The organism is Pseudomonas faucium (assembly GCF_021602585.1).
In the GTDB taxonomy this organism is placed as follows: domain Bacteria; phylum Pseudomonadota; class Gammaproteobacteria; order Pseudomonadales; family Pseudomonadaceae; genus Aquipseudomonas; species Aquipseudomonas faucium.
Genome location: NZ_BQIP01000009.1, coordinates 25,452 through 51,651, shown reverse-complemented (window position 1 = coordinate 51,651; position 26,200 = coordinate 25,452). Strand labels below are relative to the sequence as shown.

33 protein-coding genes are annotated in these 26,200 nt (G+C 62.2%); 28 read left to right on the top strand and 5 right to left on the bottom strand.

Annotated features, from left to right (window positions below):
• The 27 genes from L6D75_RS12505 (at position 1) to L6D75_RS12375 (ending at position 21,034) form a co-directional block, all read left to right on the top strand.
• On the top strand, positions 1 to 1,098 hold the full coding sequence (locus L6D75_RS12505; RefSeq protein ID WP_176514385.1) for a DUF2213 domain-containing protein: 1,098 nt from the start codon (positions 1 to 3) through the stop codon (positions 1,096 to 1,098).
• Positions 1,098 to 1,550 carry a structural cement protein Gp24 gene (locus tag L6D75_RS12500; protein ID WP_096010349.1) on the top strand — a complete coding sequence of 151 codons (453 nt, stop codon included), beginning with the start codon at positions 1,098 to 1,100 and terminating at the stop codon, positions 1,548 to 1,550. Before L6D75_RS12505 ends, L6D75_RS12500 begins: the two co-directional genes overlap by 1 nt.
• A 9-nt stretch (positions 1,551 to 1,559) precedes the next feature.
• On the top strand, positions 1,560 to 2,489 hold the full coding sequence (locus L6D75_RS12495) for a DUF2184 domain-containing protein (protein ID WP_176514388.1): 930 nt from the start codon (positions 1,560 to 1,562) through the stop codon (positions 2,487 to 2,489).
• A gap of 9 nt (positions 2,490 to 2,498) precedes the next feature.
• A complete protein-coding gene (locus L6D75_RS12490; RefSeq protein ID WP_176514390.1) occupies positions 2,499 to 2,885 on the top strand; it encodes a hypothetical protein in 387 nt (128 codons plus the stop codon).
• A 41-nt stretch (positions 2,886 to 2,926) separates the two neighbouring features.
• Positions 2,927 to 3,445, top strand: coding sequence for a DnaT-like ssDNA-binding protein (locus L6D75_RS12485; protein ID WP_176514392.1), 519 nt, complete (start codon positions 2,927 to 2,929; stop codon positions 3,443 to 3,445).
• 44 nt (positions 3,446 to 3,489) lie between these two features.
• Positions 3,490 to 4,473 (top strand): phage minor head protein, encoded by a 984-nt coding sequence (locus L6D75_RS12480; RefSeq protein WP_176514394.1) that lies wholly within the window; start codon positions 3,490 to 3,492, stop codon positions 4,471 to 4,473.
• Complete coding sequence (locus L6D75_RS12475; RefSeq protein ID WP_176514396.1) at positions 4,430 to 4,816, top strand: hypothetical protein; 387 nt, start codon at positions 4,430 to 4,432, stop codon at positions 4,814 to 4,816. The genes L6D75_RS12480 and L6D75_RS12475 overlap by 44 nt, the downstream gene beginning before the upstream one ends.
• Positions 4,816 to 5,214, top strand: a complete 399-nt coding sequence (locus L6D75_RS12470; protein ID WP_176514398.1) for an HK97 gp10 family phage protein — start codon at positions 4,816 to 4,818, stop codon at positions 5,212 to 5,214. Before L6D75_RS12475 ends, L6D75_RS12470 begins: the two co-directional genes overlap by 1 nt.
• Positions 5,211 to 5,618 carry a phage tail terminator-like protein gene (locus tag L6D75_RS12465; protein ID WP_176514400.1) on the top strand — a complete coding sequence of 136 codons (408 nt, stop codon included), beginning with the start codon at positions 5,211 to 5,213 and terminating at the stop codon, positions 5,616 to 5,618. The genes L6D75_RS12470 and L6D75_RS12465 overlap by 4 nt, the downstream gene beginning before the upstream one ends.
• 58 nt (positions 5,619 to 5,676) lie before the next feature.
• Entirely contained in the window at positions 5,677 to 6,846 is a 1,170-nt protein-coding gene (locus L6D75_RS12460; protein ID WP_176514403.1) for a phage tail tube protein, read from the top strand.
• Between the two features lie 57 nt (positions 6,847 to 6,903).
• On the top strand, positions 6,904 to 7,347 hold the full coding sequence (locus L6D75_RS12455) for a hypothetical protein (protein ID WP_176514404.1): 444 nt from the start codon (positions 6,904 to 6,906) through the stop codon (positions 7,345 to 7,347).
• Between the two features lie 167 nt (positions 7,348 to 7,514).
• On the top strand, positions 7,515 to 7,709 hold the full coding sequence (locus tag L6D75_RS12450) for a hypothetical protein (RefSeq protein ID WP_176514406.1): 195 nt from the start codon (positions 7,515 to 7,517) through the stop codon (positions 7,707 to 7,709).
• Positions 7,710 to 7,761: 52 nt separating this feature from the next.
• Entirely contained in the window at positions 7,762 to 8,073 is a 312-nt protein-coding gene (locus L6D75_RS12445) for a hypothetical protein (RefSeq protein WP_176514408.1), read from the top strand.
• Between the two features lie 42 nt (positions 8,074 to 8,115).
• Positions 8,116 to 10,899, top strand: a complete 2,784-nt coding sequence (locus tag L6D75_RS12440) for a phage tail tape measure protein (protein WP_176514410.1) — start codon at positions 8,116 to 8,118, stop codon at positions 10,897 to 10,899.
• 16 nt (positions 10,900 to 10,915) lie between these two features.
• Positions 10,916 to 11,500, top strand: a complete 585-nt coding sequence (locus L6D75_RS12435; RefSeq protein WP_176514412.1) for a hypothetical protein — start codon at positions 10,916 to 10,918, stop codon at positions 11,498 to 11,500.
• The gene (locus L6D75_RS12430) at positions 11,500 to 12,102 is read left to right on the top strand and encodes a hypothetical protein (protein ID WP_176514414.1); all 603 of its coding nucleotides are present in this window, start codon (positions 11,500 to 11,502) and stop codon (positions 12,100 to 12,102) included. The genes L6D75_RS12435 and L6D75_RS12430 overlap by 1 nt, the downstream gene beginning before the upstream one ends.
• A gap of 2 nt (positions 12,103 to 12,104) precedes the next feature.
• Positions 12,105 to 12,503, top strand: a complete 399-nt coding sequence (locus L6D75_RS12425) for a DUF6950 family protein (RefSeq protein ID WP_176514416.1) — start codon at positions 12,105 to 12,107, stop codon at positions 12,501 to 12,503.
• Positions 12,503 to 17,077: a phage tail tip fiber protein gene (locus L6D75_RS12420; protein WP_236193553.1), complete on the top strand. Its 4,575-nt coding sequence runs from the start codon at positions 12,503 to 12,505 to the stop codon at positions 17,075 to 17,077. The genes L6D75_RS12425 and L6D75_RS12420 overlap by 1 nt, the downstream gene beginning before the upstream one ends.
• A complete protein-coding gene (locus L6D75_RS12415) occupies positions 17,077 to 18,132 on the top strand; it encodes a hypothetical protein (RefSeq protein ID WP_176514417.1) in 1,056 nt (351 codons plus the stop codon). Before L6D75_RS12420 ends, L6D75_RS12415 begins: the two co-directional genes overlap by 1 nt.
• 9 nt (positions 18,133 to 18,141) lie before the next feature.
• A complete protein-coding gene (locus L6D75_RS12410) occupies positions 18,142 to 18,597 on the top strand; it encodes a hypothetical protein (protein ID WP_176514419.1) in 456 nt (151 codons plus the stop codon).
• A gap of 59 nt (positions 18,598 to 18,656) precedes the next feature.
• A complete protein-coding gene (locus L6D75_RS12405; protein WP_176514421.1) occupies positions 18,657 to 18,884 on the top strand; it encodes a hypothetical protein in 228 nt (75 codons plus the stop codon).
• On the top strand, positions 18,884 to 19,510 hold the full coding sequence (locus L6D75_RS12400; protein WP_176514423.1) for a glycoside hydrolase family 19 protein: 627 nt from the start codon (positions 18,884 to 18,886) through the stop codon (positions 19,508 to 19,510). The genes L6D75_RS12405 and L6D75_RS12400 overlap by 1 nt, the downstream gene beginning before the upstream one ends.
• Positions 19,507 to 19,869: a hypothetical protein gene (locus L6D75_RS12395; protein ID WP_176514425.1), complete on the top strand. Its 363-nt coding sequence runs from the start codon at positions 19,507 to 19,509 to the stop codon at positions 19,867 to 19,869. Before L6D75_RS12400 ends, L6D75_RS12395 begins: the two co-directional genes overlap by 4 nt.
• Positions 19,866 to 20,126, top strand: coding sequence for a hypothetical protein (locus L6D75_RS12390; RefSeq protein ID WP_176514427.1), 261 nt, complete (start codon positions 19,866 to 19,868; stop codon positions 20,124 to 20,126). Before L6D75_RS12395 ends, L6D75_RS12390 begins: the two co-directional genes overlap by 4 nt.
• A 34-nt stretch (positions 20,127 to 20,160) precedes the next feature.
• Positions 20,161 to 20,385, top strand: a complete 225-nt coding sequence (locus L6D75_RS12385; RefSeq protein ID WP_176514499.1) for a hypothetical protein — start codon at positions 20,161 to 20,163, stop codon at positions 20,383 to 20,385.
• 74 nt (positions 20,386 to 20,459) lie between these two features.
• A complete protein-coding gene (locus L6D75_RS12380; RefSeq protein WP_176514428.1) occupies positions 20,460 to 20,753 on the top strand; it encodes a hypothetical protein in 294 nt (97 codons plus the stop codon).
• Positions 20,750 to 21,034 (top strand): hypothetical protein, encoded by a 285-nt coding sequence (locus tag L6D75_RS12375; protein ID WP_236193551.1) that lies wholly within the window; start codon positions 20,750 to 20,752, stop codon positions 21,032 to 21,034. The genes L6D75_RS12380 and L6D75_RS12375 overlap by 4 nt, the downstream gene beginning before the upstream one ends.
• Positions 21,035 to 21,448: 414 nt before the next feature.
• Here the strand turns inward: L6D75_RS12375 and L6D75_RS12370 are convergent, their stop codons facing one another.
• The gene (locus tag L6D75_RS12370; RefSeq protein WP_176514432.1) at positions 21,449 to 22,612 is read right to left on the bottom strand and encodes an AAA family ATPase; all 1,164 of its coding nucleotides are present in this window, start codon (positions 22,610 to 22,612) and stop codon (positions 21,449 to 21,451) included.
• 83 nt (positions 22,613 to 22,695) lie between these two features.
• A complete protein-coding gene (locus L6D75_RS12365) occupies positions 22,696 to 23,580 on the bottom strand; it encodes a LysR family transcriptional regulator (RefSeq protein ID WP_176514434.1) in 885 nt (294 codons plus the stop codon).
• 165 nt (positions 23,581 to 23,745) lie between these two features.
• On the opposite strand from L6D75_RS12365, the gene L6D75_RS12360 reads away from it, so the two are divergent.
• Entirely contained in the window at positions 23,746 to 24,945 is a 1,200-nt protein-coding gene (locus L6D75_RS12360) for an MFS transporter (protein WP_176514436.1), read from the top strand.
• 57 nt (positions 24,946 to 25,002) lie between these two features.
• Here L6D75_RS12360 and L6D75_RS12355 read toward each other — a convergent pair whose 3' ends face one another.
• From L6D75_RS12355 to L6D75_RS12345, 3 genes are all read right to left on the bottom strand, one after another.
• A complete protein-coding gene (locus L6D75_RS12355) occupies positions 25,003 to 25,272 on the bottom strand; it encodes a DUF3077 domain-containing protein (RefSeq protein WP_176514438.1) in 270 nt (89 codons plus the stop codon).
• A 101-nt stretch (positions 25,273 to 25,373) separates the two neighbouring features.
• A complete protein-coding gene (locus tag L6D75_RS12350) occupies positions 25,374 to 25,619 on the bottom strand; it encodes a hypothetical protein (protein WP_176514440.1) in 246 nt (81 codons plus the stop codon).
• 325 nt (positions 25,620 to 25,944) lie between these two features.
• Positions 25,945 to 26,154, bottom strand: coding sequence for a DUF6434 domain-containing protein (locus L6D75_RS12345; protein WP_176514442.1), 210 nt, complete (start codon positions 26,152 to 26,154; stop codon positions 25,945 to 25,947).
• Between the last annotated feature and the right edge of the window lie 46 nt (positions 26,155 to 26,200).

Below are 26,200 nucleotides of genomic sequence, written 5' to 3'. Positions count from 1 at the left end.
ATGCACATCACTGACACAGTCAGCCTGGGCGACACCAAGCTGAATGACTCCGGCTACCTGGAAGCTTTTGCGCTCACCGCGCGCACCGGTATTCAGCAGTACTTGGGAGCCGAGGTAGGCCGGCCTGACCTGAAGGTCGTGAACGTCTACCGCGACGAGAAGGAGGTCTTCTCCAAGCGCTCGCTGGAGTCGTTCTCCAAGATCCCGATGACCAATGATCACCCGGGCCAGCCGGTCACAGCCGCCAACTGGAAGCAGGTTGCGGTGGGAACCACTGGCGACGAGGTTCTGCGCGACGGCGAGTACCTGAAGATCGGCCTGAAGATCACCGACGGTGACGCCGTAGCCGCGGTGCAGGCCGGCAAGCGCGAACTGAGCGTGGGCTACAGCTGCGAACTGGTCTGGGAGGACGGGGAAGCCCCGGACGGCACCAAGTACCAGGCCAAGCAAACCAACATCATCGCCGACCACATCGCCATCGTTCAGCGCGGGCGGGCCGGCAGCCGGGCAAGCATTGGCGACTCCTGGCCACAACACACCCCAACCCCCGAGGAAAGACCCATGACCCTGAAGACGGTTACCGTCGACGGCATCCCGGTTGAAGTAACCGACCAGGGCGCCGTTGTCATCGCCACCCTGCAAGGCCGCCTGGCCGACGCCGCCGCCAAGCTCAGCACCACCGAGGCTGCGCACGCCACCGCAATGGCAGCCAAGGACGCTGACCTGGCCAAGAAGGACGCCGAAATCGACGACCTCAAGGCCAAGCAGATCACCGACGCGCAGATCGACGAGCGCGTGAAGGCTCGTGGCGACCTGATCGCCAAGGCCAAGGCTATCCATGACGGCGATTACGCCGGGAAGAGCGATGCGGAGATCCGCAAGGCCGTGGTCATCGCCAAGATCGGTGATGCGGCCATCGCCGGAAAGACCGATGCCTACATCGATGCGCGGTTCGACCTGCTGGTCGAGGACGCCGCCAAGGACCCGGTCCGCCAGCACCTGATCAATCAGGACGGCAAGCCGCCGAAGCCCAATGACAACGGCCAGCAGGCCTACGAGCAGCGTCTGAATGACGCCTGGAAAGGGGGTGCCAAGTAATGGCCGTTCAAACCAGCTACACCGCGACCATTCGCGCCGGCCTTCCGGGCATGATCGTGGACATGATCCCGAAGACCCTGATCTCCCGCACCGTTGAGGCTGCTGGCGGCCTGGCGTTCGGCGTCCCGGTTATCCAGGGCACTGCCGATAAGGCTGGCCGTGCTGCCACCACCGGCGACACCGCTGCCAAGTTCGTCGGCATCAGCGTCCGCGATCGCTCGGTCAAGGCCGAGGCCAACCAGTACAGCCAGTACGAATCGGCCCGCGTGATGACCAAGGGCGCCATCTGGGTGACCGCTTCCGTGCAGGTAGCCGCTGGTGACCCGGTCTACTTCGTGCCGGCTACCGGCGTCTGGACCAACGTGGCCACCAGCAACGTGCTGGTCGCGAACGCCCGCTTCGACACCAGCACCACCGGTGCCAACCAACTCGCTCAAGTCCGCCTGGGCTAAGGAGAAACCATGCGACACATTCAGCTCCTCGATGCTCAGGCCGCCCTGGGCTTCGTGGTCTCCCAGACCTCGTACATCGAGCGTCAGGTGAACGAGATCGTCTATGCGGACATCCAGTACCCGCAGCTGATCCCGGTCGACACCTCGGCGCCCGAGTGGATCAAGACCGTCACCTACTACTCGGCCGACAAGGTCGGTAAGGCCGACTGGATCAACGGCAATGCCGATGACATCCCGCTGGCCAGCACCGAGCGCTCGAAGTTCGAGACCCAGATCCACATGGCCGGTATCGGCTACGGCTACGGCCTGGAAGAGATCAGCCAGGCGCAGATGCTGGGCATCAACCTGACCGCCGACGACGCCATGGCTGCCCGCCGCGCGTACGAGGAAATGGTCGACCGCGTTGCCCTGCTGGGTGACTCGTCGAAAGGCTTCTCGGGCCTGTTCAACTTCCCGGGCGTCACCGCCGGCACCGCCGTGACCGGCAACTGGGCCACCGCGACCGCCGACCAGATCCTGGCCGATGTCAACACCGCGCTGACCGTGCAGGCACAGGGCACTCTGTTCACCGCGTTCTCCGACACCCTGCTGCTGCCGTACAGCAAGTTCCTGCTGCTGGCCACCCGCAAGGTGAACCAGGATGGCCTGGAGTCGATCCTGACCTACCTGCAGCGCAACAACGTGTACACCGCTCAGACCGGTCGTCCGCTGATGATCAAAGGCCTGAACGGCCTGGATACCGCAGGTGCCGGCAGCACTGCGCGGATGGTCAGCTACCGCCGCGACCCGTCGGTGCTGAAGATGCACATCCCGATGCCTCACCGCTTCCTGCCTGTATATCAGGCCGGCCCGATCCGCTGGGAAGTGCCGGGCATCTTCCGCCTGGGCGGCGTGGACGTTCGCCGTCCTGCCGAAGTCCGCTACACCGACGGCATCTAAGGGGGTCCCATGGCTAAGGTAACCAACACCCATAGCAAGACCCCAATCGGCCTGCCTGATGGCTCTGTGGTGCCTCCTGGCGGCACCATCGACGTTCCGCAGTGGGTCGACTATAGCAATCGCCAGAATCTGGCGTTCTACGTCGATTCCGGCGTGCTGGTGGTAGAAGCTGGCGAGCCGGCTGAGCTGACCAAGGAAGAGTTGATGGCCAAGCTGAAAGCTTTGGGCATCGAGGTCGGCGCCAATGCCAAGCCTGAAACCTTGCAGAAGCGCCTGGCCGAGGCTGAAGCCAAGGCCAAGGCAGACGCCATCGCCAAGCTCAAGGAAAAGGGCGTTGAAGTCGGCGACGACGTAACCCTGGAAGAGCTGCAGGCCGAACTGGCCAAGCATCCGTAATAACCCCGGGCGGTTCGCCGCCCACTCATTCGAGAACGATGATGGCTGACTACTACGGTACCGTGGCGGGCGCAGATGCCTACCACTCGGCCCGTGGCAATGCCGCCTGGGCGGCTGCCACTCAGGCCGACAAGGAAGCGGCACTGGCGCGAGCCTCAGCCTACATCGACGGCCTGGGCACCCAGCTGCCTACCACCGGCTGCGTTCTGTCGTTCCCTGGCCGGAAAGTCGGCGGGCGCGACCAGGCGCTGCAATGGCCGCGCACCGGCGCAACGGACCGAAACGGCGACCCAATCGACGCCAGCTCGGTGCCGCGCGAGGTTGAACAGGCCACCTACGAAGGTGCTCTGCGCGAACTGGTGAAGCCGGGCAGCCTGAACCCTGACTATGTGGCGTCCAAGGCCGTGAAACGCGCCAAGGTAGGACCGCTGGAAACCGAGTTCTTCGGGCCAGAGGATGTCGACGGCCAGCCCAACAAGCCAGTGGTCGGCATCATCAACGACATCCTGGCGCCAATCATGGTGCTGCGGTGCCCGCTCCCGACAGTGGTGGTCGTGTGAACCAGGCAGAGCTCATCCGGCAGATTGAGGGCATGGAGCCGGCCATGGCCAAGGCCTACCTGAACCAGATCCGGGCAACGCTGGACGCGGCCACCATCGCCGAGATCGAGCGCCTGATCGAAGCCAGCGACGACTCTGCCCTGAGGGATATCCTGGCAGTTGGTGTGTTCGCCGCGCTGATGGAGTTGATCCGGTCCGGCTACATGGCCGGCGCCAAGGCAGAGGCTGGCAGCGTACCGCGCAGTCTGGGAAGGCAGGAGCTTGATGTGAACGCCCAAGGCGCTCAGTCATGGCTGGCGCAGCACATCGCCAACCTGAAAGCGCAGATGGCCATGGATCAGATCGATGGCATCAGCGTTACGGTTTCCTCTGGCCTGCAGGCCGGCAGAAGCCCTAGGCAGATTGCCCTGGACCTTGCCGGCCGCGTGAGCAAACAGACCGGTCGGCGCACAGGCGGCACTGTTGGGCTCCCGGGAAATTTCTCCCGGTACGTGGCAGACGCCCGCACCCAGCTGCGTAGCGGCGACCCAGAGCAACTGCGCAAGTATCTGACCCGCACGCGCCGCGACAAGCGCTTCGACGCGATGGTTATGCGGGCGCTGAAGGCCGGCACGCCGGTGGCCAGTGCTGATGCCGACCGGATCGCCGGTCGCTACGCCGACCGCCTGCTGCAGACCCATGCACAGATGATTGCTCGCACAGAGGCGCTTGAATCGTTCAGCGCTGGCCGGGACCGGGTGTATGAGCAACTGGTCGAGCGCGGCCTGCCGCGGGAAGCCATCGTCAAGGACTGGGAGACCAGGCGAGACGAGAAGGTGCGTAACAGTCACGCCGGCATGCAGGGTCAGACCCGGGCGCTGGGTGAGCCGTTCAGCACGAACTCTGGCGCGCTGCTGCGCTACCCAGGCGACCGCGGGCTCGGCGCCGGGTGGGACGAAACCGCGAACTGCCGGTGCCAGACCCGGTACACCATAAGGGCGAACTATGCGCGACGAGATGCAGGAAATCTTCGGGGAGCTATTCGATGACGTGTTTTCTGAGTCGGTGACCGCCTTCACTGGCGAGTACATGGGCCCAGGCGTCGTCGATCCGGTTACCGAGGAAACCACGGCGCAGCCCGTGATCTACGCAGGTCGCGGCGTCTTCCATGAGTACGATGAAAAGCGCGTGGACGGGCTGAACATCAAGTTCGGCGACATCCAACTCATCGCGCTGACCAATGAAGTGGCCGGCATGCCTGATATCGGTCACCTGGTCGAAACCACCAATAGCGTCGGCATTCTCGGTATGCCCGCCAAGGGCTATCGCATCGTGCGTGTGGGCGGCGACCCTGCCGGCGTGCACCATGACCTACAGCTGAGGAAGGCTTGATGGCCAAGCAGAGAGGTGGGCGCGCCTGGAGCGTGCCGCCGTCGGCTTTCATTGGAGTTGTGGAAGATGCCCTTGCTGAGCGTCACCGGTCTATAACCCAAGCAATGCTTGGCGAGATCGTGCTGCGAGCTCCGGTAGACACCGGGCGGTTCCTGGCCAACAACATCGTCAGCATTGGCTCGCCGGTCTACTACTCCCTAGATGCCTACGACAAGAGCGGTCGGGAGACGGTAGCAAGGGGCGAAAGCGTGCTGTCCGGGCTTGAGCCGTACACCGTCACCTACATCCAGAACAACCTGGCATACGCCGGAGCGCTCGAGGACGGCCACTCCCGGCAGGCGCCTGCCGGTATCTACGGCATCGCCTTCTATGGCGTGACACAGGCCTACGACAAATGACCTTCGAACAGATCCGCTCCATCGTGACTGGCCGCATGACGCAGTGGGCGGGCATTCCCGCTGACGCAGTCGATTACCCGAACCCACCGCAAGGGCCTTTCAACCCAGCCGGAAAGCCCATCTGGGCCAGGCTGGCGGATGTGCCTGGCCTGTCAAGCGCACCAGAGGTCGGCATCGGCCCCTGCGTGCGCCGCACCGGCATCATCATGATTCAGCTGTTCGTGCCCAGCTACAAGGGCACCCTGGCCATCACCAAGGCAGCCGACACGCTGGTGCAGCATTTCGAGTTTTACAGCGACCCGACCGGTCCGTTTGAGTGCTACGCGGCATCCGCAAGCACAATCGGCGATGACGGCCACGGCTGGTACCAGGTTAACGTGTCGATCCCATACCGGGCCTACTGAGCCCTCAAAATCCACCGCCACATGGCGGTTTTTTACGCCTATCGATAGGAGAAACCGCATGTCGAGCGGAGCCAAGGTCCAGCTGGCCTGGATCAAAGAAGTAACCCCTGGCGTGACGCCAGCCGGCGATTGGAACGTGCTGACGCGAATCAGCAACGGCCTGATGCCGACCTTCAACTCGGAAGAGAACAACGAGATCGGCTTCACCCGCATGTCGCAGGGCACCGCCCAGACCACCGTGGATGTGGGCGGCGACATCGAGACCAAGTGGCGCTATGGCGCGCTGGACGAGTTCATGGCCTCCTGCTTCGGCAGCAATTGGGCCAGCAACCAGCTGACCATGGGCGATGGCCGCATCACCTTCTCTGTCGCCTCCTGCGCGACCGACATCGGTGTGTCGGCCATCGCCCGCGGCGTGCAAGTCGCCACCATGAACTTCGATTTCCCGGGCGACAACGAGGTCACGGTCACCACGACCATGGCGGCGCGGTCCTGGGATGACAAGGGCGACAACACGTCGTTCATCATCAACGCCCAGCCCGAGGTCAGTCAGCGCCGCTTCAGCTTCAAGGACATCAGCGGCCTGAAGATCAACGGGGTCCAGGTGGGCGAGGACAACGCCTGCGTCGACAGCTTCAACCTGCAGTTCGACAACGCAGTCCAGACCCAACGCTGCATCGGCAACGGCAATCCGTACCCTGGCAACATCATTGCCACCACGTTCACCCCGTCCGGCGCCATCACCATCAGCTGGTCGAAGATGGCCTACGAGCTGTGGAAGGCCCAGAAGACCAACGACGCGATCAGCCTGGAATTCACCATCGGTAACGCTGACGGTGGTTACAAGTTCCTGATCCCCGAGATGGAGGTGACCGCTGATTGGCCTGATGGCGGGTCGACCGACATCATCCAAGTGGAGCTGAACTACACGGCCCGCCGCGTGGCCCCAACCATCACCCGGCTGCCGGCCCCGATCGTTGTGGCTGCCGTGGATGTCACCCCGGCCACCCTGAGCGTGGCAGTTGGCGATACCGGCGACCTCGAAGTCGTGGTCACCCCGGCCGGTGCCAGCCAGCAAGTCACCTGGGCCAGCTCCGACCCGGCCATCGCCAGCGTGAGCGAGACCGGCTTGGTCAAGGGCCTGGCAGTCGGCACCGCGACCATCACCGCGACCAGCGCAGCAGACGGCACCAAGACCGACACCTGCGCTGTGACCGTCACCGCTTAACCCTTTGCCAGGCGCGCCCTGCGGTGCGCGCCTGGCCTTTTACCGCAGAGGAATACCATGGGCATCACCATTGCAAAGAAGCCTGAGCTGGATATCAACGGCGAGCGCTGGGTCGAGTTCGCCCCAGGCGCCGAGATCCTCGTCGGCTCGATCGCAAACCCGCTGTACAAGTCGCATCAGGCGCTGATCAATCGCCACCTGGCCCTGATCAACCAGCAGGCCCGCGTCGGCACTGCCGAATTCAGCCTGGCCGACATACCCGATGTAGAGCTGGAGACCGATGACGATCTGTTCATCGAGCTGGCTGCCAAGCACCTGATCAAGGACTGGAAGGGCGTAGACGTCGAGGAAAAGCCCGGCGAGCCGGCCCCATACAGCCCCGAACTGTGCATCCAGCTGATCAAGCAGATGAACAGCGTGTATTTCCTGGCCCTGCGCACCGGCAACGACATCGCGCGCCGTGTCGAGGAGAAGGCTGCCGCCACTGCGGAAAAGCAGTAGCGGCATATCTGTGGGGGCGAGAGTGGGCCGGCGAGGCCAACGAGAAGAAGCGCTGGAAGCATGAGCGCCTTGGCTCTGGGGTTCCCGAGGCGCCTGAGATTGACGGCGTAACCGCCGAGATCCTTGAGGCTTACGCCTACATCAGCCGGTCCCGGCAGTACGTCGGCATGGTCGGCGCTCCGGCGCCCATCCCGCCTTCGGCCATCACCGAATACCTCGACCGCTACCCCTCGGCGATATGCCGCGAAGAGCTTGATGCCGCCATCTTCGCCCTGGACGACCAATACCGGAAGAACTGGGATGAGCAGTACGAAAAGGCGCAGGCTGAATCCGATTCGAAAAACAGACCGAAAAAGCGGTGAGAAATGCTCAGTAGGGGTGTGTTAGATTCTGGCCATCTTTACGGAGGAAGCCATGAATCGACTGCTATTGATCGCCGTTATTGCTTGCATGCCGTTGCCGGCTCTCGCCGCTAGCGGCGAAGAAACCTGCAAAAAAATCTCGGCCATGGCCGGAAAGGCAATGGAGACGCGACAGGATGGTGATCTTCTTGAGGACGCCATGGCATCCGTAGGCGACCAGAGTAAGTTCTCTAATGCGATGGTTGTTAAAGCCTACACACTGCCAGTAGCTACAAGCTCTGCCGGAAAGGAAAAGTATGTTTCCGAATTCAGAAACGCCGCATATGCAGAGTGCTACCAAAACTTAATTGAGCCAGTGAAATAACAAAACCCGCTTCGGCGGGTTTTTTAACCCCCGGAGAAAGGTATGGCGCAGGAATCACGCCTGGCGGTAACGATCGACTCGCGGGGCGCCAAGCGCAATGCGGATGATCTGACAGGATCCCTGGAGCGCATGGAACGCGCCGGTGAAGGGGCAACATCGAGCACGGACGGCCTGTCGTCCAGCCTTGACGATCAGCGCAAGGAGCTTTCGCAGCTACTTGGCCAGATCAACCCGACGGTTGCCGCGCTCGGCCGCCTGGATGACATGCAGGAGAAGCTGGCCAAGTTCAAAGGCACCAAGTTCCTCGATGCGGACACCTTCGCCGAGTACAACCAGCGTATCAACACTTTGCGCGAAGGGATTGGTGAGTCAGCGGAGGGGATGAACAAGGCTGGGATGTCTGCAAAGGCATATCAGGCCGCACTGCGCGGCGTTCCAGCGCAGTTCACCGACATTGCGGTCAGCCTGCAGGGCGGCCAGGCTCCGCTGACCGTCTTCCTGCAGCAGGGCGGCCAGCTCAAGGACATGTTCGGCGGGATTGCGCCTGCGGCAAAGGCCCTGGGCGGCTACATCCTCGGCCTGGTCAACCCATTCACTGTCGCCGCAGCAGCTGCTGGCGCGCTGGCGGTGGCCTATTACAAGGGGTCCGAGCAATCGGATGCTCTGCGCAACAGCCTGATACTGACCGGAAACTACTCGAAGGCATCCGAAGCACAGCTGATCGCCCTGGCCGATTCAGCCGACCAGGTGACCGGCACCTTCGGCCAGGCGGCCGGAGCCCTGGCGCAATTGACCGCTGCAGGAACGAACACCACCGGCAATCTGAAGCTGATCACCACTACCGCCGTCGAGATGCAGCGCGTCACCGGCAAAGCAGTGGAAGGCACCGTCGCCGAGTTCATCAAGCTCGGCAAGGACCCGGTCGCCGGCATCGTTGAGCTGGACGAGAAATACCGATTCCTGACCGCGTCGGTGTATGCCCAGATCAAGGCCCTGTCGGACCAAGGTAACGCCGTGGCCGCTGCTGACCTGGCGGAACGCACCTATGCCGAAGCGATGGGGCAGCGCACCTCCAAGATCCGCGAGAACCTTGGCCTGATCGAGCGCGGCTGGCTCAACATCAAGGATGCCACAAACGAGGTCCTCGATGCTTTTGCCAGCATCGGCCGGAAGAGCGCCGAGAGCGAGCAGTCCGCTATTACTCGGCTACAGCAAGAGCTCGCATACAGAAATAGCCTGCTCAACACCGGCTTTGAAGATGACACGACCAGATCTCGCATAGCCGAGATCGAGAAAGAGATCTCTCAGAAAAAGGAAATACTCAGCCTCAATCAAAAAACTCTGGAGGAGGAAGAGAAGCGGCGCCGCATCCAGGAGGAGGGGCGAAAGGGCCTTGATGCTCTGGATACCACCTACAAGAGCTCTCTGACCCAGACCCAGCGCCTGAACAAGGAGCTGACCGATCTCGACAAGGCCCGGGCCAAGGCAGTAGCTGCTGGGGTGTTCACCGCATCGGAGGAAGCGAAGTACGCCCAGTCCCGCAAGAACATCGAGAAAGAAATCGCCGACATCAAAGAGCGTGAGGCGAAGAAGAACACGCCGAAGGGGGCCAACAAGGGTGTCTCCGAGGCAGAAACGACCTTCGCCCGCCTGTACAACCAGTACGATCCTGCAGCCCAGGCAGCACGCACTCTGACCAAGGAGCAGCAGCAGCTTGACCTGGCCTTCCAGAAGGGCAAGATCAGCCAGGAGGAGTACGGCAAGGCGCTGGCACAGGCCTCCACGAACTATGCCGCCGCGATCAAGGGCGCGCAGGGCCTGACCCAGGCCGAGCAGTACCGCGCGCAGATGGAGCGGCAGCTTGCCACCCAGCGCATGGAGTACGCCGCCCAGGCGGACGCCGTGGGCATGGGCCAGAAGGACGCGTATCGCATGCAGGAGCGCCTGCGGATCGAGCAGGAGACGAACAACCGAATCCTGCAGCTGCAGACCGAACTGGCCAACGCCCAGGGCGAGAAGCAGCGCCAAGACCTGCAGGCGCAGATCGACATCGAGCGTGAGTTTCTGCAGAAACGGGTTGCTGCACAGCGCGATGGCTGGGCTCAGATCGACCAGGCCCAGGCAGACTGGAGCAATGGTGCTCGCGGTGCGCTCCAGGACTACATGGACAGCGCCAGTGACGTCGCAGGCCAGACGCGAAACCTGTTCAGCAACGCCTTCGGCAACATGGAAGACGCCGTGGTCAACTTCGTGAAGACCGGCAAGCTGTCGTTCAAGGACTTCGCTGACCAGGTGGTGGCCGACCTCATCCGTATTCAAGTGCGGCAGGCAGCGGCAGGCTTCCTTGGATCTGCTCTTGGGTTCCTGGGTGGGGGCGGGGCGGCGGCATCCGGCAGCGGCACCATGACCGGGTTCAGCGAGACGATCTCGCGGTCTGGATTCTCGACTGGCGGCTACACCGGAGACGGTGGCAAGTTCGAGCCGATGGGTGTTGTCCACGGCGGTGAATACGTCATCCGCAAAGAGGTGGTAAGTCAGCCCGGGGCTCGCGACTATCTGGATCGCTTGAACGCCAAAGGCTACGCCAGTGGTGGTTTCGTCGGGGTGAGCCCTGCGGTTGCGGCTGCATCGGTTCCGGCAGCATCTTCCGCTGGCGCCATGCCATCCATCATCCAGCACATCATCGTGCAAGGCACCGCAGACGAAGCGACCCTGGCTCGCATTCAGCAGGCAGCCCAGAAGGGCGCACAGGATGGCTACAACCTGGTGCTGCGCGACTTCAAGATGAACGGGCCGGCGCGGCAGCTGATCGCCCGCAACCGATAGCAAGAAGGAGTACTGCATGGCTATCCAATGGCCGGCATCGCTGCGCCCGTCTGAAATGACGTGGGGCTTAGTCAACAACAGCCGCGCCTTCACCTCGACGCTCTCGAACGCCCAGCAGATCGTCGGGCAGCCGGGCGCGTACTGGCAGTGCACCCTGACGTTCGGTCTTCTTACCCGGGAGCAGGAGCGCGAGCTGTCGGCGTTCCTCGGGCGCCTGGACGGGCTTTTCGGCACGTTCAACCTGCCGGCATTCACCCGTACCCGGAAGGTGAGCGTGGGAAGCCTCACCGTCGTGTCAGGCGTGGCCCAGGCCAGGGCCATCACGGTGGCCGGCGCCGCCGCGAACACCACAGTTTTCGCCGTGGGGGATTACCTCACAGTGGCCGGGGAGATGTTCGAAGTGGTGGAACCTGCTACCTCCAACGCCCAAGGCCAGGCCATCGTGTCGGTCAACAAGCGCATCCGCAAATCGCTGATCGCCGGGACGCCGGTCGAATACCTCAACCCCTACGCCGAATGCCGCATGACCCAGGACACGTGGAACATGACGGTGCGGCCGGTGGTGGCCAGTGGCAGCTACCAGTTCAGGGAGGCCTTCTGATGCCCTCGACGTTCCCATTCAGCCAGAGCGTGGTCGATATCATCGCCACCGGCAAATTCCTCAGCGTGTACGCCTGCCAGCTCGACTTCGAGGATGGCCCGGTGTACGCCCACACGGGCACCGGCGACCTGGTGATCGGCGGCATCACTTATCTGGGGGTAGGGCAGTTCGGCGAGGTCGGGCAGTCGCAGGAGAGCGACAACTCGAACTCGCCCATGTCGATCGACCTAGCCCTCACCGGCTTGGACAGCTACATCATCACCGAGACCAGCATCCGGGGATGCCGCGGGCGTTCAGGCAAACTCATGTTTGTGGTGTTCGACGAGCAGGGCAACTATGCCGCCGACATTCTGTTCTCCGGCCGCATGGACGCCGCCACTTTTTCCTACGCCGGCAACGGTGAGGACGGCAACAAGATCACCGTCCCGATCGTTGACCGGATGGCCGAGTGGAGCCGAACGGGCACCGAGCGGTTCACCGACGAGAACCACCGGGCCCGCCACCAGGGCGACCGGTTCTTCTATGCCATCGCCCAGATGTCCGAATGGCCCATCTACTGGGGCTCCAAGAAGGACGCCCCGACGTTTACATACGAGAAATAGCCATGCGCTACCGAGACTGGACCACACGCCTCAGCGAAGTGATCAAGGCCGCCTTAGAGCGGCCTTTTTCATGGGGCGAATTCGACTGCTGCCTGTTTGCGGCGGACTGCGCTGTGGCGGTGTGCGGTACCGACCCGGCTGAGGCGTATCGCGGCACCTACAAGACCGAGGCTGGGGCGAAGCGGGCACTGAAAAAGCGTCACGGAAGCCTCGAGGCGGCCTGGGATGCCTGCTTCACCCGGGTGGCGCCGGCATTCATCCAGCGCGGCGACATTGCGATGTACGAAGCACCCGGCGGCAGGTCCATGGCCGTGTACTGGGCAAACGAATTCTGGGCGACCACCAACGACGGGGTGGCCCGCGTGGTGTGCGACCCGCTTGCAGTCTGGAGAGTTGAATAATGTCCGGTGGCGTCAGGAAGATTGCTCAGGTCGCCGTCGGCGCGGTCATTGGCTTCGTGCAAGGTGGCCCGGTGGGCGCCGCCATTGGTGCCGGCCTGGCGTTCTACATGGCCGAGCAGCAGGAGAAGCTGAACACCAAGTCGCCTTTGCGCGACAACGAGCCGTCGGCCCAGACCGTCCGCTCCTCCAAGGCGCCCGCGCGCTTCATCCTTGGTCGGGTCAGCACCGGTGGCGTGCTGGTCTGGGCGCAGGAGCAGGTCGGTGACCAAGCCGATGGCGAGTGGCTGCACCTGGTGTACGTTCTCTGTGAAGGCCCGGTGGACGCCCTGGAAAATATCTACCTGGGCGAGGAGGAGATCGCCACCTATGGCGAGCATGCCTCCTATGAACTGGTGGTCAACCCGACCCAGGTGAATGCCTTCCTCAAGGCCAACTGCCCTGACTGGAAAGACGAGCAAATCGGCCGCGGGCTGTCGTTCGTACGCCTGTCGCTCAAGTACAGCGCCGAGAAGTTCCCATCCGGCATCCCAGATGCGCGCTTCATCGTGCGCGGTCGCAACGATATCTACGACCCGCGCACTGGGATGTCCATCTACACCGAGAACACCGCGCTGCACATTCTCTGGTTTCTGCGCAACCGCTGCGGCGTGCCCGACGATGAGATCGTGTTCGAGACCTTCGCCAGCGGCGCCAACGTCTGCGACGAATCGGTCGCCAACCCTGACAACACCACCAGCCCGCGCTATCGAAGCAGCTGCGTGATCGGCGCCGATGAGCAGCGCACCAACGTTCTACAGAAGCTTGAAGCTGCCTGCGGCGGACGGACCATCCGTGTCGGTGGCCGCTGGATGTTCCAGGCCGGGGCCTACTACGGCCCGTACGACTTCGAGATCACCGAGGACATGGTGATCGGCACTATCACCGGCAGCACCGAGCCGACCAATGACGCGGCGATCAACACGGTGCGCGGCACCTTCATCGACACCTCGCAGTCGTGGACAGAGACTGACTATCCCGAGGTCTCCGTCGCCGCATGGGTGGTCGAGGACGGCGGCGAGGCTGCGGAAACGCTGTCATTCTCCTATGTCACTGACGCCTACCAGGCCCAGCGCCTGGCGAACATCGAGCTGCGCCGCCGGCGCGCTGGCGGCACTATCAGCATTCCAATGAACTTCCTGGGCTACAACTGCCGGCCTGGCCGCGCGGTTCGAGTGAACCTGCCGTCACTGAACATGCTCGGCGAGTTCATCGTCACCAACTGGAGCATGGGTGCGGACCAGGGGTGCACCGCCCAACTGCAGCAGTACGATGCGGCACAGTTTGACGACGCCGTGGGCCAGCCGTACAACCCGATCGGCTTCATCAACCTGCCAGCTGGCGGCCTGGGCAGTCCAACTGGGCTTGCCTGGACGGTTGACGAGTCGGCAGAGGTCACGCAGGGCGTTTTGAGCTGGGTGCAGCCGGCCGGTATTGTGACCGCATACGCGGTCACCGTGCGCCAAGGTGCCAACGCGGTGCAGGCCCAGCAGGTGCCGGCCACCACTCTGCAACTGCCGATCGCCGGGCTACCCTCGGGCAACTACACGATGAGTGTTGCTGCTCTGGGGCCGCTGACCCGCTCCGGCGAGGCCAGCATCACCGTGAGCATCGATGGTCCGCCCATCCCTGAATCGTGCGTGGTGCAGTCGACCATCGACGCTATCACGCTGATCCCAGGCAACACGCTGCATGGGCTGAACGGCGGCACTTACGAGTATTTTTTCTCGACCAACCCGCAGGCCACGCAGGGCGATTACCTGGGCCAGGGTCTGACCTTGACCCACACCGGGCTGGCATTCGCCACCAACTACGCCTACTTCGTGCGATCGAAGAACGCCTACGGGGTGAGTGCTTTCCTGAAGGTGGTGGCGTCCACGTCTAACGATGTCACCAACATGCTTGGCGCGCTCAAGGACAAGATCGATAGCGGCATCCTGGCGCCAGAGTTGCGCAAGGAAATCGAGCTTATTTCGGGGCCGCCGACGCTGGACGGATCGGTTGCGCAGCGGGTTGCTGCTGAAGCTACGGCGCGCATTCAGGCGATCGATGCGGAAGCCGCAGCCCGCGCTCAAGGCCTGTTGAGCGAGGCTCAGGCGCGTGGTGCTGCAATCACCAGTGAGGCTCAGGCGCGGCAGTCGGCCGACTCTGCGCTGGGGCAGCGAATCGACACCGTCACCGCTTCAACCGCGAACAACGCTGCGGCCATCCAGGCGGAGATCACCGCTCGCACTACTGGCGACACGGCGCTGGGCCAGCGGATTGATACCGTGGCGGCCAGTAGCGCATCGAACTCGGCAGCGATTGGCAACGAAGTCACGGCGCGAACTAATGCGGACGCGGCCCTGGCCTCACAAATCGCGACCATTCGCGCCGAATCGGGGGGCTTCGACACTGCTCTCAACTATGGGTTTGCCTCGACGGTTGAGGGCTGGAGCGGCGTGCGCAGCACACTGGCCGTTGAAAATGGCCGACTGATCGTCTCGAACACCGCTGCAGACGCCTACATCGCATCGCCTTTGGTGTCGTTCAGTGGCCGAGACAACGACCGGATCCGGTGCCGCATCACGCGACGCTCGGGTTCGGGATGGCTGGGGCAGGTCCTCTACTTCACGCCGGGGCATTCCTCCTCGCCGTCGTACAGCAAGGTCATTGCCGACCCGGGCATACCGACGGGACAGTCGGTGGTGGTCGAATGGGACATGTCCCAGCTGACAGCGGGTGGTAACGACTGGACCAGCAGCACCGTCACCCGAATCGTGATTTACCTGAGCGCTGCTGCGGGTGACGTGTTTGAGATCGACTGGATATCCATCGGGCACATCGCGCCTTCAGCCTCGGTTGCATCTGTGGTCGAGGAGCAGGCAGCGCGGATCAGCGGCGACCAGGCGAACGCTCAGGCCATCACTGGCCTGTCCAGCAGCCTACAAACCACCAATGGCAATGTCACTCTGGCCCAGCAGGCGGCACAGGCGGCTTCGGATAAAGCTGGCGCAAAGGGTGAGGTCATTTACGGCAGCGCCGAGCCGGCCACAGACAAGCGCCTGGCGCAGAACCTGTGGATCGACACCACCAGCAATGCCAACACACCGAAGCGATGGAGCGGCTCGGCCTGGGTGGCTGTAACGGACAAAGCGGCGACGGACGCGGCTACTGCAGCTGCGCAGGCGCTGGCCCAGGTTGCGACCAAGGCTGATGCCTCCGCTCTTCAGGCACTGGACACCAAGGTCACGAACCAAGGGGGCCAGCTTACCAGCCAGGGGCAGGCGCTGACGCAGTTGCAATCGACTGTCGGCAACATCGGCGGATCAGGCTCCAACCTGCTGAGCGACCAATACAGCTGGCTGACCTCGACCACGCTGCCGGCTACCGTTCTGGGGCCTAACACCACGCGTGTCGGCGTTGCAGTGGCTGCCGCAGACTCAGGCTTCGGCTACCAGGTGACGGCAAGCTCTGCGGTCGAGTACCTGATGCTATGCCCGGTATACGGTGACACAGGGTTCAACCTGCGGATCGAGCCTGGCACCTACCTGGTGTCGATGTACGTCCAGGGCAGCGCCGCTGGGACTGCGCGGGTATCGCTGTTCAATGGCACGTCCCGTGTGTCGCCTGACGTAGCCTTCACTACCACCCGTCAGCGCCTGACGTTCCCGGTAACGGTCACCGACAGCGCTCGGGTGGCGCTGACGATCTACTTCAACCGGACTTCGGTCGCCAACCTGTCGGTGGTGATCGACTCGGTGATGGTCGAGAAGCGCATTGGTGAGAACAATGCGCCGTCGCCGTTCGTGGCCGGCCCGTCGGCGCGAGCCTTGGCGGGGCAGGCCACCGCCATCAGCCAACTTAGCACGCAGGTCACGCAGCAAGGGGCGACGATCACTGCGCAGGCAACACGACTCGATGGCCTGTATGTCCAGGTCAACCCCGAGCTGGAGGGTGATGCCTCCGGCCTGGCTGGCGCTACGGGTGGATTGGTCGGGGTGTGGACAGAGCAGTCGGCTCGCGTCGAGGGCGATATCGCCCAGGGCCGGCGCGTGGACACCGTTCAGGCACAGATGGGGCAGACCAACGCATCGATTCAGCAATTGAGCGAGGTGGTGGTCAGCCTGGATGGCGAGGTCTCCGCAAAATCTACGTGGAAAGTCGAGACGAACTCTCAGGGCAGGCACGTTGCCACGGGCATCGCTATCGGCAGTGACGGAGTCGAGGGAGAGATCCTGCTCTCGGCGCAGCGCGTGGCGATCATTGACGGAGTGAATGGTCAGACGGTCCTGCCGTTCGTAGTGCAGAACGGCCAGGTTTTCATCAACCAGGCGGTGATCAACAAGGCGTTCATTCAGGAAATTGTCGCAGGCATGACTATTCGATCCGCTGCTTTGAATGCCCAAGGCCTGCCGTTGCTGGAGATGAACTTTGTCACGGGCGCAGTGAGCATTCGCGGGCAGGATGCCAACGGCTCAACGCTGCTGAACAACGGCGGCCTGTACGTCTACGACATCAACGGTATTGAGCGGGCCGCTGTGGGGAGATTGACCTGATGGCCGACTTGTACGGGCTCCGCACGCGGGATGCGGTCGGGGCCGTTACCCTGGATACCACGATTACCCCGATCCGCTCCCTGAAGATGATGCAGGTGGTGGGGAATGGTGCGCTGGACCAGTACATCGCCATACCTGAGATTCAGGCGGCGTCGTTCGTGGTGGTGGACGCGCTCGTCGACTCTGGCGAAAACACCTACAGCCCCCAGGCCTGGTACTCGCAGGGCCAGCTGCAACTTCGCCGCCCCATGAGCTTGCAATGGCAGGTGATGATTCTCTCGCAGGGCGGTGAGCCATTCGCAGCCCCTGGGAGCTATGGGATTCGGGCGAAGAACAACTCCGTGCGCACACAAATTGACGCCGTCAACAAGCTGCTGAACGTCCGGTACAACGGCGCTCTCAACCTGGGCCAGCAGGGGCCGGGGTCGGGGAGCCTCATTCAGTGGGGAGATGTCACATTTCCCGCACCAATAACGACGCTTGAGCGGCCTTTGATCTTCTTCAATGCCGCCGACTACATGATGATCGGCAACTTTTCCGTCAAGGGAGGGCCTGGAAACTGGACCGGATTCCGGATCAAGTCCTTTCCCTCCCGGGCGGCCCACGGGGACATTGCCCTCTACCCCATGGCAATCAAGTGGTTTTGCGCGAGCTACCTGGCGCCAAGTACTCCTGTGGGCGAATACGGCGCCTCGGTTCGTGATGCTGTGGGGAGCCGGATTTTCGTCACCACGGCAAACCTGTCCCTGCTCAACAGCCAGCCCGCGACCACGCAGTTTGTCACCGCCGGCACGCCGATCACTGGAGCAGGGTATTACGCCTCGCCCGCGCAGATGCCGTGGACTGGCAGCTTCGAGGATTACGTGCTGGGGAACGCTCTGTTTTCAAACACCAACGTGGGGCAAACGACGCAGCCGATTCGAGCCAACTTCGGCGGGTTCCTCTCCGGGAATAGAGGTGTCCTGCAGATGTACTGCGAGAACTTCGACGGGGTCAACCCGGTGAGCGTCAACGGGCGAACGCTGTTCGCTTCTCGCCCCATGAAGCCAATTTAAGGAGCCCAAATGACCAAACAAGTAATCAACCTGGGTACCGCGCCGAGCGGCGCCGGCGGAGATGATCGGCGCAGCGCATGGGTGAAGGCTATTGCGAACTTCGACGAAATCTATCAATTCATGGACGGGCTGCAGAGCCAGGCCAATAGCAACGGCTATTTCGTAAAGTACCCTGACGGCACCATGGAGGTTACCGGCTTCGTGATTCTGCCGGCTCAGGTGATCAGCATCGGCGTGTCGGCCACCCGTGTGTTCGCTGCGCCCTTCGTGGGCATCCCTACCGTGGTGTACTCCTGTGATGGGGCGTCGGGCACCGGTGCCCAAAACGACGTGGGGCTGGTGAACATGAACGGCACATTCATCGCGGTCACTCCAACCCAGTTCACGCTCAACTCCTACTCGTACCGAAGTGCAACCGCCAACCCCACCCGCTGGTCGTTCAGAGCGACGGGTCGCTGGAAATAACCCACATGTCATCCAATCCACCCGCTTCGGCGGGTTTTTTTATGCCCGGAGAAAGCCCCATGCCTTACATCGTCATCAACTCGAGCAACTTCTACGACCCCGCCAACCTGGTCGAGCACCCTACAGAGGCAGACGCCGACGCTGCCGCCCGCGAACTGCTAATGGCACAACCTACGGCCATTGTTCGAACGGCCCAGGTGATCAAGCGCTACTCCGCCCAGGTCCGTGTGACTGCCCAGGAAGCGGCGGATATCGCGCCCGAGGCATCTGTAGAGGAGGAGGCCTGATGCCGATCACCGAGCAGCAGCTGCTGCAGATCCTCCCCAATGCCCGCCCAGTCGCGGGCATTTTTTTGGCTGCACTGAACCGGGCTATGGCGCGCTGGAAGATCGACAGCCGAATCCGGCAGGCTGCCTTCCTGGCCCAGGTCGGCCACGAGTCCGGCCAGCTGCGCAATCTGGTGGAGAACCTGAACTACAGCGCCGAGGCGCTGGTGCGGACCTGGCCCTCTCGGTTCACTAACCAGACTGCTCCCGGCTACGCCCGGCAGCCGGAGAAGATCGCCAACAAGGTCTACGGCGGCCGCATGGGTAACGGCCCCGAGGCATCCGGTGATGGGTGGCAGTACCGCGGACGCGGCCTCTTGCAGGTCACTGGGCGCAACAACTACCGCGAGGCCGGCGCCGGCATGGGCCTGCCGCTGGAGGCTGAGCCGCAACTGCTCGAGCAGCCTGAGCATGCCGCCCAGTCCGCCGCCTGGTGGTGGGCGAAGCGTGGACTGAACGAAATGGCCGACGCCGGCCGCATCCGCGACATCGGCAGCATCATCAACACCGGGCAGCCTGGCAAGGTGCCTTTCGGCGCAGCCGAGCGCCTGGCGCTGTATGACTTGGCGCTGAAGGTGTTGGCATGACGTCCTGGGCAATGCGTGCCGCATGCGCCGGCCTGCTGATCCTGGCGGGCATGTTCGTGGGCGGCTGGATCGCCACCAGCCACTTCCGCCCGGTTCTGGACGCGGCCCAGGACCAGGCTTCCGTGTGCGCCGCCGCGCGCAACAACCTCGCCGGCCTGACGCAAGAGCAGGGCAAGTCCCTGGGCGACCTTACCCTGGCCGCGAACGAGCGCCAGGCCAGGGCCGAGCAGGCGGTGAGTGAGGCCAAGACCAGCGCAGATCTGGATTACGCCGCGGCGAACCGGCTTCAGCAGGAGCGCACCGGTGGCGACCATTGCGCCGCTGCCACCTCGATCATCGACAAGGAGCTTGGCCTATGAGGATGCTGCTGATCTTGTACGCGCTGGCGCTGACTGGCTGCAGCGGCCGCGTTGAGCCGCAGGTGCAGTATGTGCGCGTCGAGGTGCCGGTGCAGGTGCCATGCCGGGCGCCAGAAGTCGCGGTGCCGCCGTGGGCGGCCGCCGGCCTGCGAAAGACCGACAGCCTGGAGGTGAAAGTGCGGGCGCTGCTGGCTGAACGTCGCCAGCGGATCGGCTACGAGAAGGGGTTGGAGGCGGCGGCTACAGCGTGCCGATGACTATACTGGTCCGGTCGAAGTGCTGGGGATGGTCGTGGAGAAGCGAACTTTCATCGGAATGATTGAGGCTGGTGAGCCGCTCATTCAGCAGGCTGTGGACGCCATGCGTCAGTATCACGAGGCCGAGGCTGCGGGCCTGCCCGGGGAAGAAGTCGAGCGCCTTCGCCTGCTCGCGGAGTCGTTGTTCCAGGCGGTATCCGACTACCAGTTGCGGGTCGTGGCCAAGGCTCGGAGCAAGGATCAGCCACCGCTGCACTGAACCCGCCGATCGGTAAAAGCCCACGAAAGCCGCGCACTATACGATACTGTGTTTTTATACAGTTTCGGTGTCCTATGTACTTCCTCCTCGTGCGCCGTCGAGAGCGCGGCGTCGCCATTCCTGCAGAGAAGATGCGCAAGGTCCAGCCTCTGCGCGCCGACGTGCACATTGAGTACGGCGACAGCAAAGTGCTGGGCCGCCCGTGCATCGAGGCCTGGGTCTTCAATCCAACCCCGAGCGGCGACATCATCCCGCGGCTGCACGACGCCTGCGTGAATGGCATGGGCACGCTTGGGATGAATGTCACTGGCTTCGAGGAGATCGACGGCGTGGTCTACGCGCAGTCTTGGTGGTGCAGACTGGAATGATGACCTCGCTGCCGCGCGAGTGGGTCGCTGCGCTCGACAACATATTCGACCTGGCCACGGATCCAGAGAAGCACGCCGCCAAGCTAGTGAGTATGGCGCTCGAGTGCCGCCGCCGGCGTCAGGTCGACGACCTGCAGCTATCCGAGATGTTGGAGATGGCCGACGCGGCAAGGCTGTTCGGGCTGAACGACCACGAGGAGATGTATGAGATGGGCCTGTTCAAATACCTCGAGCCCCAGCCTGACCACTACGTGCACGAGATACTGCGAAAGGTGAGGTAGGGGGGCGGCGACTGTTGGTGTCTATATAAAGGAAGGGAAACGGTCGGCAGGACGCCGCGGGCAGGCTGGCCAGGGCCAGTGACTTTTGAAGTGACTTCGTTCGGATCGGTCCGTCACCGTTGAGCTTCGTTGCAGCGAAAGCAGGGCCGGAAATCCTGTAATATCATGCCGTTAGGTAGGCTTGGCATGCATGGGGTGCAAGGGGTCGAGTGTTCGAATCACTCCGTCCCGACCATTATTTAAACGACTTAGCCACCTTCGGGTGGCTTTGTTGTTTCTGGGGTTCTGTGGTTTTCGAATAAGAGTAACCTTTTTTGCGCTCATAGAAAGTTTCATACCATTCGAAAGCGCCGTCCTCTCAGAGTTTGGCGCTGTGCACCTTGAAACTATCCCTGCCAACCTCGTGAGAAGCTATCAGTCCACCCACCGCCACAACGGCTCATCTAGCAACCCAACCCCGCGAAGCTGAGTCTGCCCCTGGATTTTCTCCAGCTCCAATACATTGCAACCTTCACACGCCGTCAGCGCCTCAATCAGCGGTGCGCTATGAGAAACGACCCACACCTGGCTACGTTGCGAAGCGCGAATGATCAGCCGCGCAAGGGCTGGCAACAGGTCCGCATGCAAACTAGTCTCCGGCTCGTTCAACACCATCAGCGACGGCGGCCGTGGCGTGAGCAGTGCTGCCATCAACAACAGATAACGCAGCGTCCCATCCGACAACTCAGCCCCACCCAACGGCCGCAAAAGCCCATGCTGGTGCAGCCGCACGCTGAACAACCCACCCGGCGGCGCATCGATCTCCAGACGACTCCCAGCAAACGCGTCATCCAGCGCCGCTACAAGGTCTTCAACCTCACCAATCTCAATGATGGTTTGCAACGCTGAAGCAAGATTGCGCCCATCATGATGCAGAACCGGCGACCGAGTCCCCAACTGCGGCTGGCGGCAGGGCGCCTCACGGTCAATGCGAAAGTGATCATAGAACCGCCAGCTGTTGATGAACGCCCGCAACTCGCCAATCTCCGGCGCCTGCCGTGGCCGGCCAACGATATTGAAAAAGCTCTCACAGCTATCGGCATGTTGATCCAGCACCGCCCAACCGTTCCCTTCCCGCGCCCGAACCATGGCGTTCTTGCGTTCAACCAGCAAAGAAGACGGACGATATGCGCCTGCGCCCCAGATAGCCTCGGATTTGATTTCTGGGTCGAGCATAAATGCAGTGGGATAGGGCAGCGGAATCGGCAGCCCAAGCGAAATGGCAAAGCCGAAATCCTCGGTAGCGAACCCAAGGCGCAGGCGTTTGGCTTCGCTGGGATGCTGTCCTTGAATGGGCACTTCACCACGCTTCATGCGCGCACTCATCTCCGGGCCCGCCCACCAGGTCGAATCCAGCCCACCTTCGCGGGCAAGCGCTTCGATCACGCCGCCCTGGGCAGTTTCGGCAAGCAAGCGCAGGGCCTTGTACAGGTTGGATTTACCGCTGCCGTTGGCACCGGTCACCAGGTTGAGTTGCCCGAGTGGCAACACAAGATGGTTGATGGAGCGGTAGTTGCCAATGGCGAGGGTGGTGAGCATGCGAGGCGTCCCAGCGTGACTGAGTGATCGATTGTGGCCGAACTGGAGATGGCTTACTACCGAGATTGCTGCGTTTGACAGATCTACGCCTGCGCAAATAACCCCAGGATATAGTCACGCACATGCGCAATCCGTGGATTACGCATCGAGGTCTTGTTCCACACCAGATACAGATTATTGGTAGGCGCATCCTCATGCGCTGTGAGTGACACCAAAGCCCCAGACTCCAACGCTTCGACACATTGATAATCCGGCAGCACGCTCCACCCCTGTCCCTTCACGAGCAGGTCCTGAATGATGCGCAAATCCGCAATGGTCAGCGCGGCTTGCAAAGTCGGCGCAAGCTGGAACAGCGCCGCCCAAACAGGCCGAACGAGCGGCAGGTCTTCATCGAAGGCAATCAGCGGCAACTTTGCCAACCCCTCAGCCGTAGGCTTGCTGCCAAGCGCTTTGGCCAGGTGCGGTGCGAGCACCAGCAGGAATCGCTCAGTCAACAACCTGGCATAGCCGTGCGAGCGCTCATCCGGCATGGAGGCGGTAATTGCCAAGTCTGCGGCAGAGCTGTTGAGCAAGCTGTAAATCCGTTCTCGGTTGCCGGTATGCAGGCGAACCTTCAAACCTTGGGCCAGCAGTGGCGCTAGCCGCGATGCCACTCTGGAATAGATGAAGTCGGAAGGCCCGGCGATATGCACGGTGCCGCTGATTTCGTCACTGAGGCGGTAGGACGCCAGCCGATTCTCCAAGCCATCCAGCATCGGGCCGACCGCACGGGCCAGTTCATCGGCAGCTTCTGTCGCTGTGACGCCGCGCGCTCGCCTCACAAACAGGGGTTTGGCGACGAAGGTTTCCAACGCTTGAATATGCAGCGACACACCGGGTTGGGTCATCCCCAGCGACTGGGCGGCGCGGGAGAAGGACTGCAGTCGGTAGGCTTCGATGAAGGTCCGTAAATGGTCAAGATGGCTCATTAAAGTGATCTCGCCTTGTGGAGTGTCGGCGGGGAGAGCAGTGTCTAGGCATAAAATTATTTATGCAAAACCCAATAAACAATAATTTCTAGCATCGATCAAGGCTCTCTACGATTCGGGGCAATCGCGGTTAAAACCGATGTCCCTGTTTTCAAAGAGGTTCCCATGCCCTTCATCGTGTACATCTTCACCCTCACAGCGTTCGCGCTAGGCCTCGCGGAGTTCGTGCCTATCGGCCTCACGGATGTCATGGCCCAAAGCCTCGGCGTCAATGTCGAGCAGGCCGGCAGCGCCGTTACCCTTTATGCGCTGGGGGCCACCGTCGCTGCGCCGGTGTTGACCGCCCTGACCGCAGGCTGGTCGCGCAAGCGAGCGATGCTGATGACGGTGCTGGTGTTCTGCACCGGAAGCCTGCTTGCAGCGCTCGCCTCCAGCCTGGCGATGCTGTTGATCGCCCGTTTTATCGCGGGCATGGGGCATGGTTTGTTCCTTGCGCTTGCCTCGAGCACGGCCGCACGTTTGGTCGGGCCGAAGAAGGCGGGGAGCGCGGTGGCAGTTGTGTTTGGTGGTTTCACCATTGCGATGGCCATTGGCGTGCCGATCAGCACCTACCTGGGTGGCATGAGTTACTGGCGGCCGGTGCTGGGCGCGATTGCCGTATTTGGAGCGCTGGGCTTGCTTGGGCTGTTGCTGGGCATGAAAGAGCCTGCGAAAGCGCAAGGCCAGGTGGGTGATGAGTCCGTAGGGCAGGCGCTCAAGGCAATCTTGCATCCAGCATTGCTGGCTGCGGCGCTGGTGACGGTGCTGGGTTATGCCGGCTCGTTCACCGCCTATACCTACATTGCGCCGCTGTTGGCCGAGGTCACCCAGGTCAGTGTGGCGACTGTCGGTGTGTTCATGTTGATCTACGGCGTGCTTGCCGCGATCGGTAATGTCCTTGGCGGCAAGTTGACGGATCGCCTGGGCGTCGATCGGGCCAGTGCGATCATGGTTGGCGGTATTGCCGTTTCCGCGCTGGGTATGTGGTGCTTTGCGCAGTCCGTGGTTGCGATGGGCATCCTCGTCGCTTCGCTGGGCATGTTCACTTTCGGTGCCGTGCCCGCGTTGCAGGCGCGTTTGATCGGCGTTGCACAGCAGCACGCGCCGCACGCTCATGGCGTGGCTGCGGGGCTTAATATTGCGGGCTTCAACTCGGGTATTGCACTGGGGTCGTGGTTGGGTGGCGTCACCTTCAGTACAGTTGGGGTTGCTTACATGGGAGTTACTGGCGCGGTCATTTCGGTGCTGGGGCTGGTGCTGCTGTTTGTGCAAATGGCAAAAAGCCGTGGCGTCGGCTATCGCGCTACGGTAGGTGTCAGTCAGTAAGCCGCAGGCATTCTTCAGGCGGAGCACCTGCTATCGAGGTGTTCCGCCTTGATGCATTCAAGGTTTTTTCATCATGCCAAGCTCGGCATCGTCGAGCAGGGCTTTGGCCAGGGCGCAGAGGTAGTGGGAGGCCCAGATGAGTTGGGGTTTGTCTTCCATCAGGCCGTCGATGGACAGGTCGCGGGCGTAGCCCATCAGTTCCGAGGCTTGTTCGCGGGCGCTCTGGCAGGGGATGCCGGGCTCGATGCGAAAGAGGGGGTGGGTGTGGTTTTCACCTTGGTAGAAGGTGGTTTTGCCGACTGTGCATGGGGTGCCGTCTGTGGTCATCGATCAATCTCCCTGAAATTTTTGCTGCCTGGGCTGGCCGCTTCGCGGGGCAAGCCCGCTCCCACAAGTGCGTATGCAGGCCAACTCAGGCAGGGCTTTGCCTACGAGTTCAAAGTCCGTGGGCCGGTGGGCATCTGGACTTGGATGAGTGCGGACTCGAGCAGCGCTCGCAGTGCCTCCATTTCATGCATCGAGGCCATCATCAGAATCGAGGCTGGGGATTTGGGCTGCAGCAGCAATGCCTGATGCACCACAGTGGCCGCGCATAGCGCGTAGTCCGTGGCCTGAATCAGGGTGTCTTCCAGGGTGAGCATATCGTGGGGTGGATCGGGGACGATCTTCAGCATTATTTGGTCCTCAGCGGAGCGACCATCGCTTGCTGTCAAACAAGAGGTGGCAGCTGTGTATGGGTTGACAGACCGGTGAAGACCAAACCGGCGCACACGAGGTGCCCCACACACAGCCGCCATAAAGCAAACCGTATGTTTGGTCATCATCAGCCTGTCAAAGCTAGTCGTTGATGTGCAACGACCCAGCGAGACTAAAACTGAGGAAATACGACCGCAACGGAAAACAGGCGTCGGCAGTATCTTTGGGAAATGCCCTACAAGAAAGTAGCCAAATCTGATTTTTTTAGCCGTTAGGCGTTACAGCATGTAACGCCATTTTTAGCTAAAGCGTGTGGATACGCCGCCATTGATCCGCAACGTCGCCCATGTTGGCTGGCGCACCACTCTTGATCCAGGCCATGAAGGCGCGATCGAACTTGAACGAATCGCCACACTCGCTCAGCAGAAACTCCCGCACTTTCTGCGTATTGCGGTAGTCGCTATCTATCGGGGTAGCGCGGGTGATCGGCCCAGCGTGCCAGTCGAAGTTCATGTCCATTTCCTTGTGTGGCATGTCCGCCAGCAGCGTAGCACCGCGC

What these genes read in the sequence shown, in the direction of transcription:
- L6D75_RS12505 (WP_176514385.1), top strand. Translation starts at nt 1, where the DNA reads ATGCACATCACTGACACAGTCAGCCTGGGCGACACCAAGCTGAATGAC.
- L6D75_RS12500 (WP_096010349.1), top strand. Translation starts at nt 1,098, where the DNA reads ATGGCCGTTCAAACCAGCTACACCGCGACCATTCGCGCCGGCCTTCCG.
- L6D75_RS12495 (WP_176514388.1), top strand. Translation starts at nt 1,560, where the DNA reads ATGCGACACATTCAGCTCCTCGATGCTCAGGCCGCCCTGGGCTTCGTG.
- L6D75_RS12490 (WP_176514390.1), top strand. Translation starts at nt 2,499, where the DNA reads ATGGCTAAGGTAACCAACACCCATAGCAAGACCCCAATCGGCCTGCCT.
- L6D75_RS12485 (WP_176514392.1), top strand. Translation starts at nt 2,927, where the DNA reads ATGGCTGACTACTACGGTACCGTGGCGGGCGCAGATGCCTACCACTCG.
- L6D75_RS12480 (WP_176514394.1), top strand. Translation starts at nt 3,490, where the DNA reads ATGGCCAAGGCCTACCTGAACCAGATCCGGGCAACGCTGGACGCGGCC.
- L6D75_RS12475 (WP_176514396.1), top strand. Translation starts at nt 4,430, where the DNA reads ATGCGCGACGAGATGCAGGAAATCTTCGGGGAGCTATTCGATGACGTG.
- L6D75_RS12470 (WP_176514398.1), top strand. Translation starts at nt 4,816, where the DNA reads ATGGCCAAGCAGAGAGGTGGGCGCGCCTGGAGCGTGCCGCCGTCGGCT.
- L6D75_RS12465 (WP_176514400.1), top strand. Translation starts at nt 5,211, where the DNA reads ATGACCTTCGAACAGATCCGCTCCATCGTGACTGGCCGCATGACGCAG.
- L6D75_RS12460 (WP_176514403.1), top strand. Translation starts at nt 5,677, where the DNA reads ATGTCGAGCGGAGCCAAGGTCCAGCTGGCCTGGATCAAAGAAGTAACC.
- L6D75_RS12455 (WP_176514404.1), top strand. Translation starts at nt 6,904, where the DNA reads ATGGGCATCACCATTGCAAAGAAGCCTGAGCTGGATATCAACGGCGAG.
- L6D75_RS12450 (WP_176514406.1), top strand. Translation starts at nt 7,515, where the DNA reads ATGGTCGGCGCTCCGGCGCCCATCCCGCCTTCGGCCATCACCGAATAC.
- L6D75_RS12445 (WP_176514408.1), top strand. Translation starts at nt 7,762, where the DNA reads ATGAATCGACTGCTATTGATCGCCGTTATTGCTTGCATGCCGTTGCCG.
- L6D75_RS12440 (WP_176514410.1), top strand. Translation starts at nt 8,116, where the DNA reads ATGGCGCAGGAATCACGCCTGGCGGTAACGATCGACTCGCGGGGCGCC.
- L6D75_RS12435 (WP_176514412.1), top strand. Translation starts at nt 10,916, where the DNA reads ATGGCTATCCAATGGCCGGCATCGCTGCGCCCGTCTGAAATGACGTGG.
- L6D75_RS12430 (WP_176514414.1), top strand. Translation starts at nt 11,500, where the DNA reads ATGCCCTCGACGTTCCCATTCAGCCAGAGCGTGGTCGATATCATCGCC.
- L6D75_RS12425 (WP_176514416.1), top strand. Translation starts at nt 12,105, where the DNA reads ATGCGCTACCGAGACTGGACCACACGCCTCAGCGAAGTGATCAAGGCC.
- L6D75_RS12420 (WP_236193553.1), top strand. Translation starts at nt 12,503, where the DNA reads ATGTCCGGTGGCGTCAGGAAGATTGCTCAGGTCGCCGTCGGCGCGGTC.
- L6D75_RS12415 (WP_176514417.1), top strand. Translation starts at nt 17,077, where the DNA reads ATGGCCGACTTGTACGGGCTCCGCACGCGGGATGCGGTCGGGGCCGTT.
- L6D75_RS12410 (WP_176514419.1), top strand. Translation starts at nt 18,142, where the DNA reads ATGACCAAACAAGTAATCAACCTGGGTACCGCGCCGAGCGGCGCCGGC.
- L6D75_RS12405 (WP_176514421.1), top strand. Translation starts at nt 18,657, where the DNA reads ATGCCTTACATCGTCATCAACTCGAGCAACTTCTACGACCCCGCCAAC.
- L6D75_RS12400 (WP_176514423.1), top strand. Translation starts at nt 18,884, where the DNA reads ATGCCGATCACCGAGCAGCAGCTGCTGCAGATCCTCCCCAATGCCCGC.
- L6D75_RS12395 (WP_176514425.1), top strand. Translation starts at nt 19,507, where the DNA reads ATGACGTCCTGGGCAATGCGTGCCGCATGCGCCGGCCTGCTGATCCTG.
- L6D75_RS12390 (WP_176514427.1), top strand. Translation starts at nt 19,866, where the DNA reads ATGAGGATGCTGCTGATCTTGTACGCGCTGGCGCTGACTGGCTGCAGC.
- L6D75_RS12380 (WP_176514428.1), top strand. Translation starts at nt 20,460, where the DNA reads ATGTACTTCCTCCTCGTGCGCCGTCGAGAGCGCGGCGTCGCCATTCCT.
- L6D75_RS12375 (WP_236193551.1), top strand. Translation starts at nt 20,750, where the DNA reads ATGATGACCTCGCTGCCGCGCGAGTGGGTCGCTGCGCTCGACAACATA.
- L6D75_RS12370 (WP_176514432.1), bottom strand. Translation starts at nt 22,612, where the DNA reads ATGCTCACCACCCTCGCCATTGGCAACTACCGCTCCATCAACCATCTT.
- L6D75_RS12365 (WP_176514434.1), bottom strand. Translation starts at nt 23,580, where the DNA reads ATGAGCCATCTTGACCATTTACGGACCTTCATCGAAGCCTACCGACTG.
- L6D75_RS12360 (WP_176514436.1), top strand. Translation starts at nt 23,746, where the DNA reads ATGCCCTTCATCGTGTACATCTTCACCCTCACAGCGTTCGCGCTAGGC.
- L6D75_RS12355 (WP_176514438.1), bottom strand. Translation starts at nt 25,272, where the DNA reads ATGACCACAGACGGCACCCCATGCACAGTCGGCAAAACCACCTTCTAC.
- L6D75_RS12350 (WP_176514440.1), bottom strand. Translation starts at nt 25,619, where the DNA reads ATGCTGAAGATCGTCCCCGATCCACCCCACGATATGCTCACCCTGGAA.
- L6D75_RS12345 (WP_176514442.1), bottom strand. Translation starts at nt 26,154, where the DNA reads ATGAACTTCGACTGGCACGCTGGGCCGATCACCCGCGCTACCCCGATA.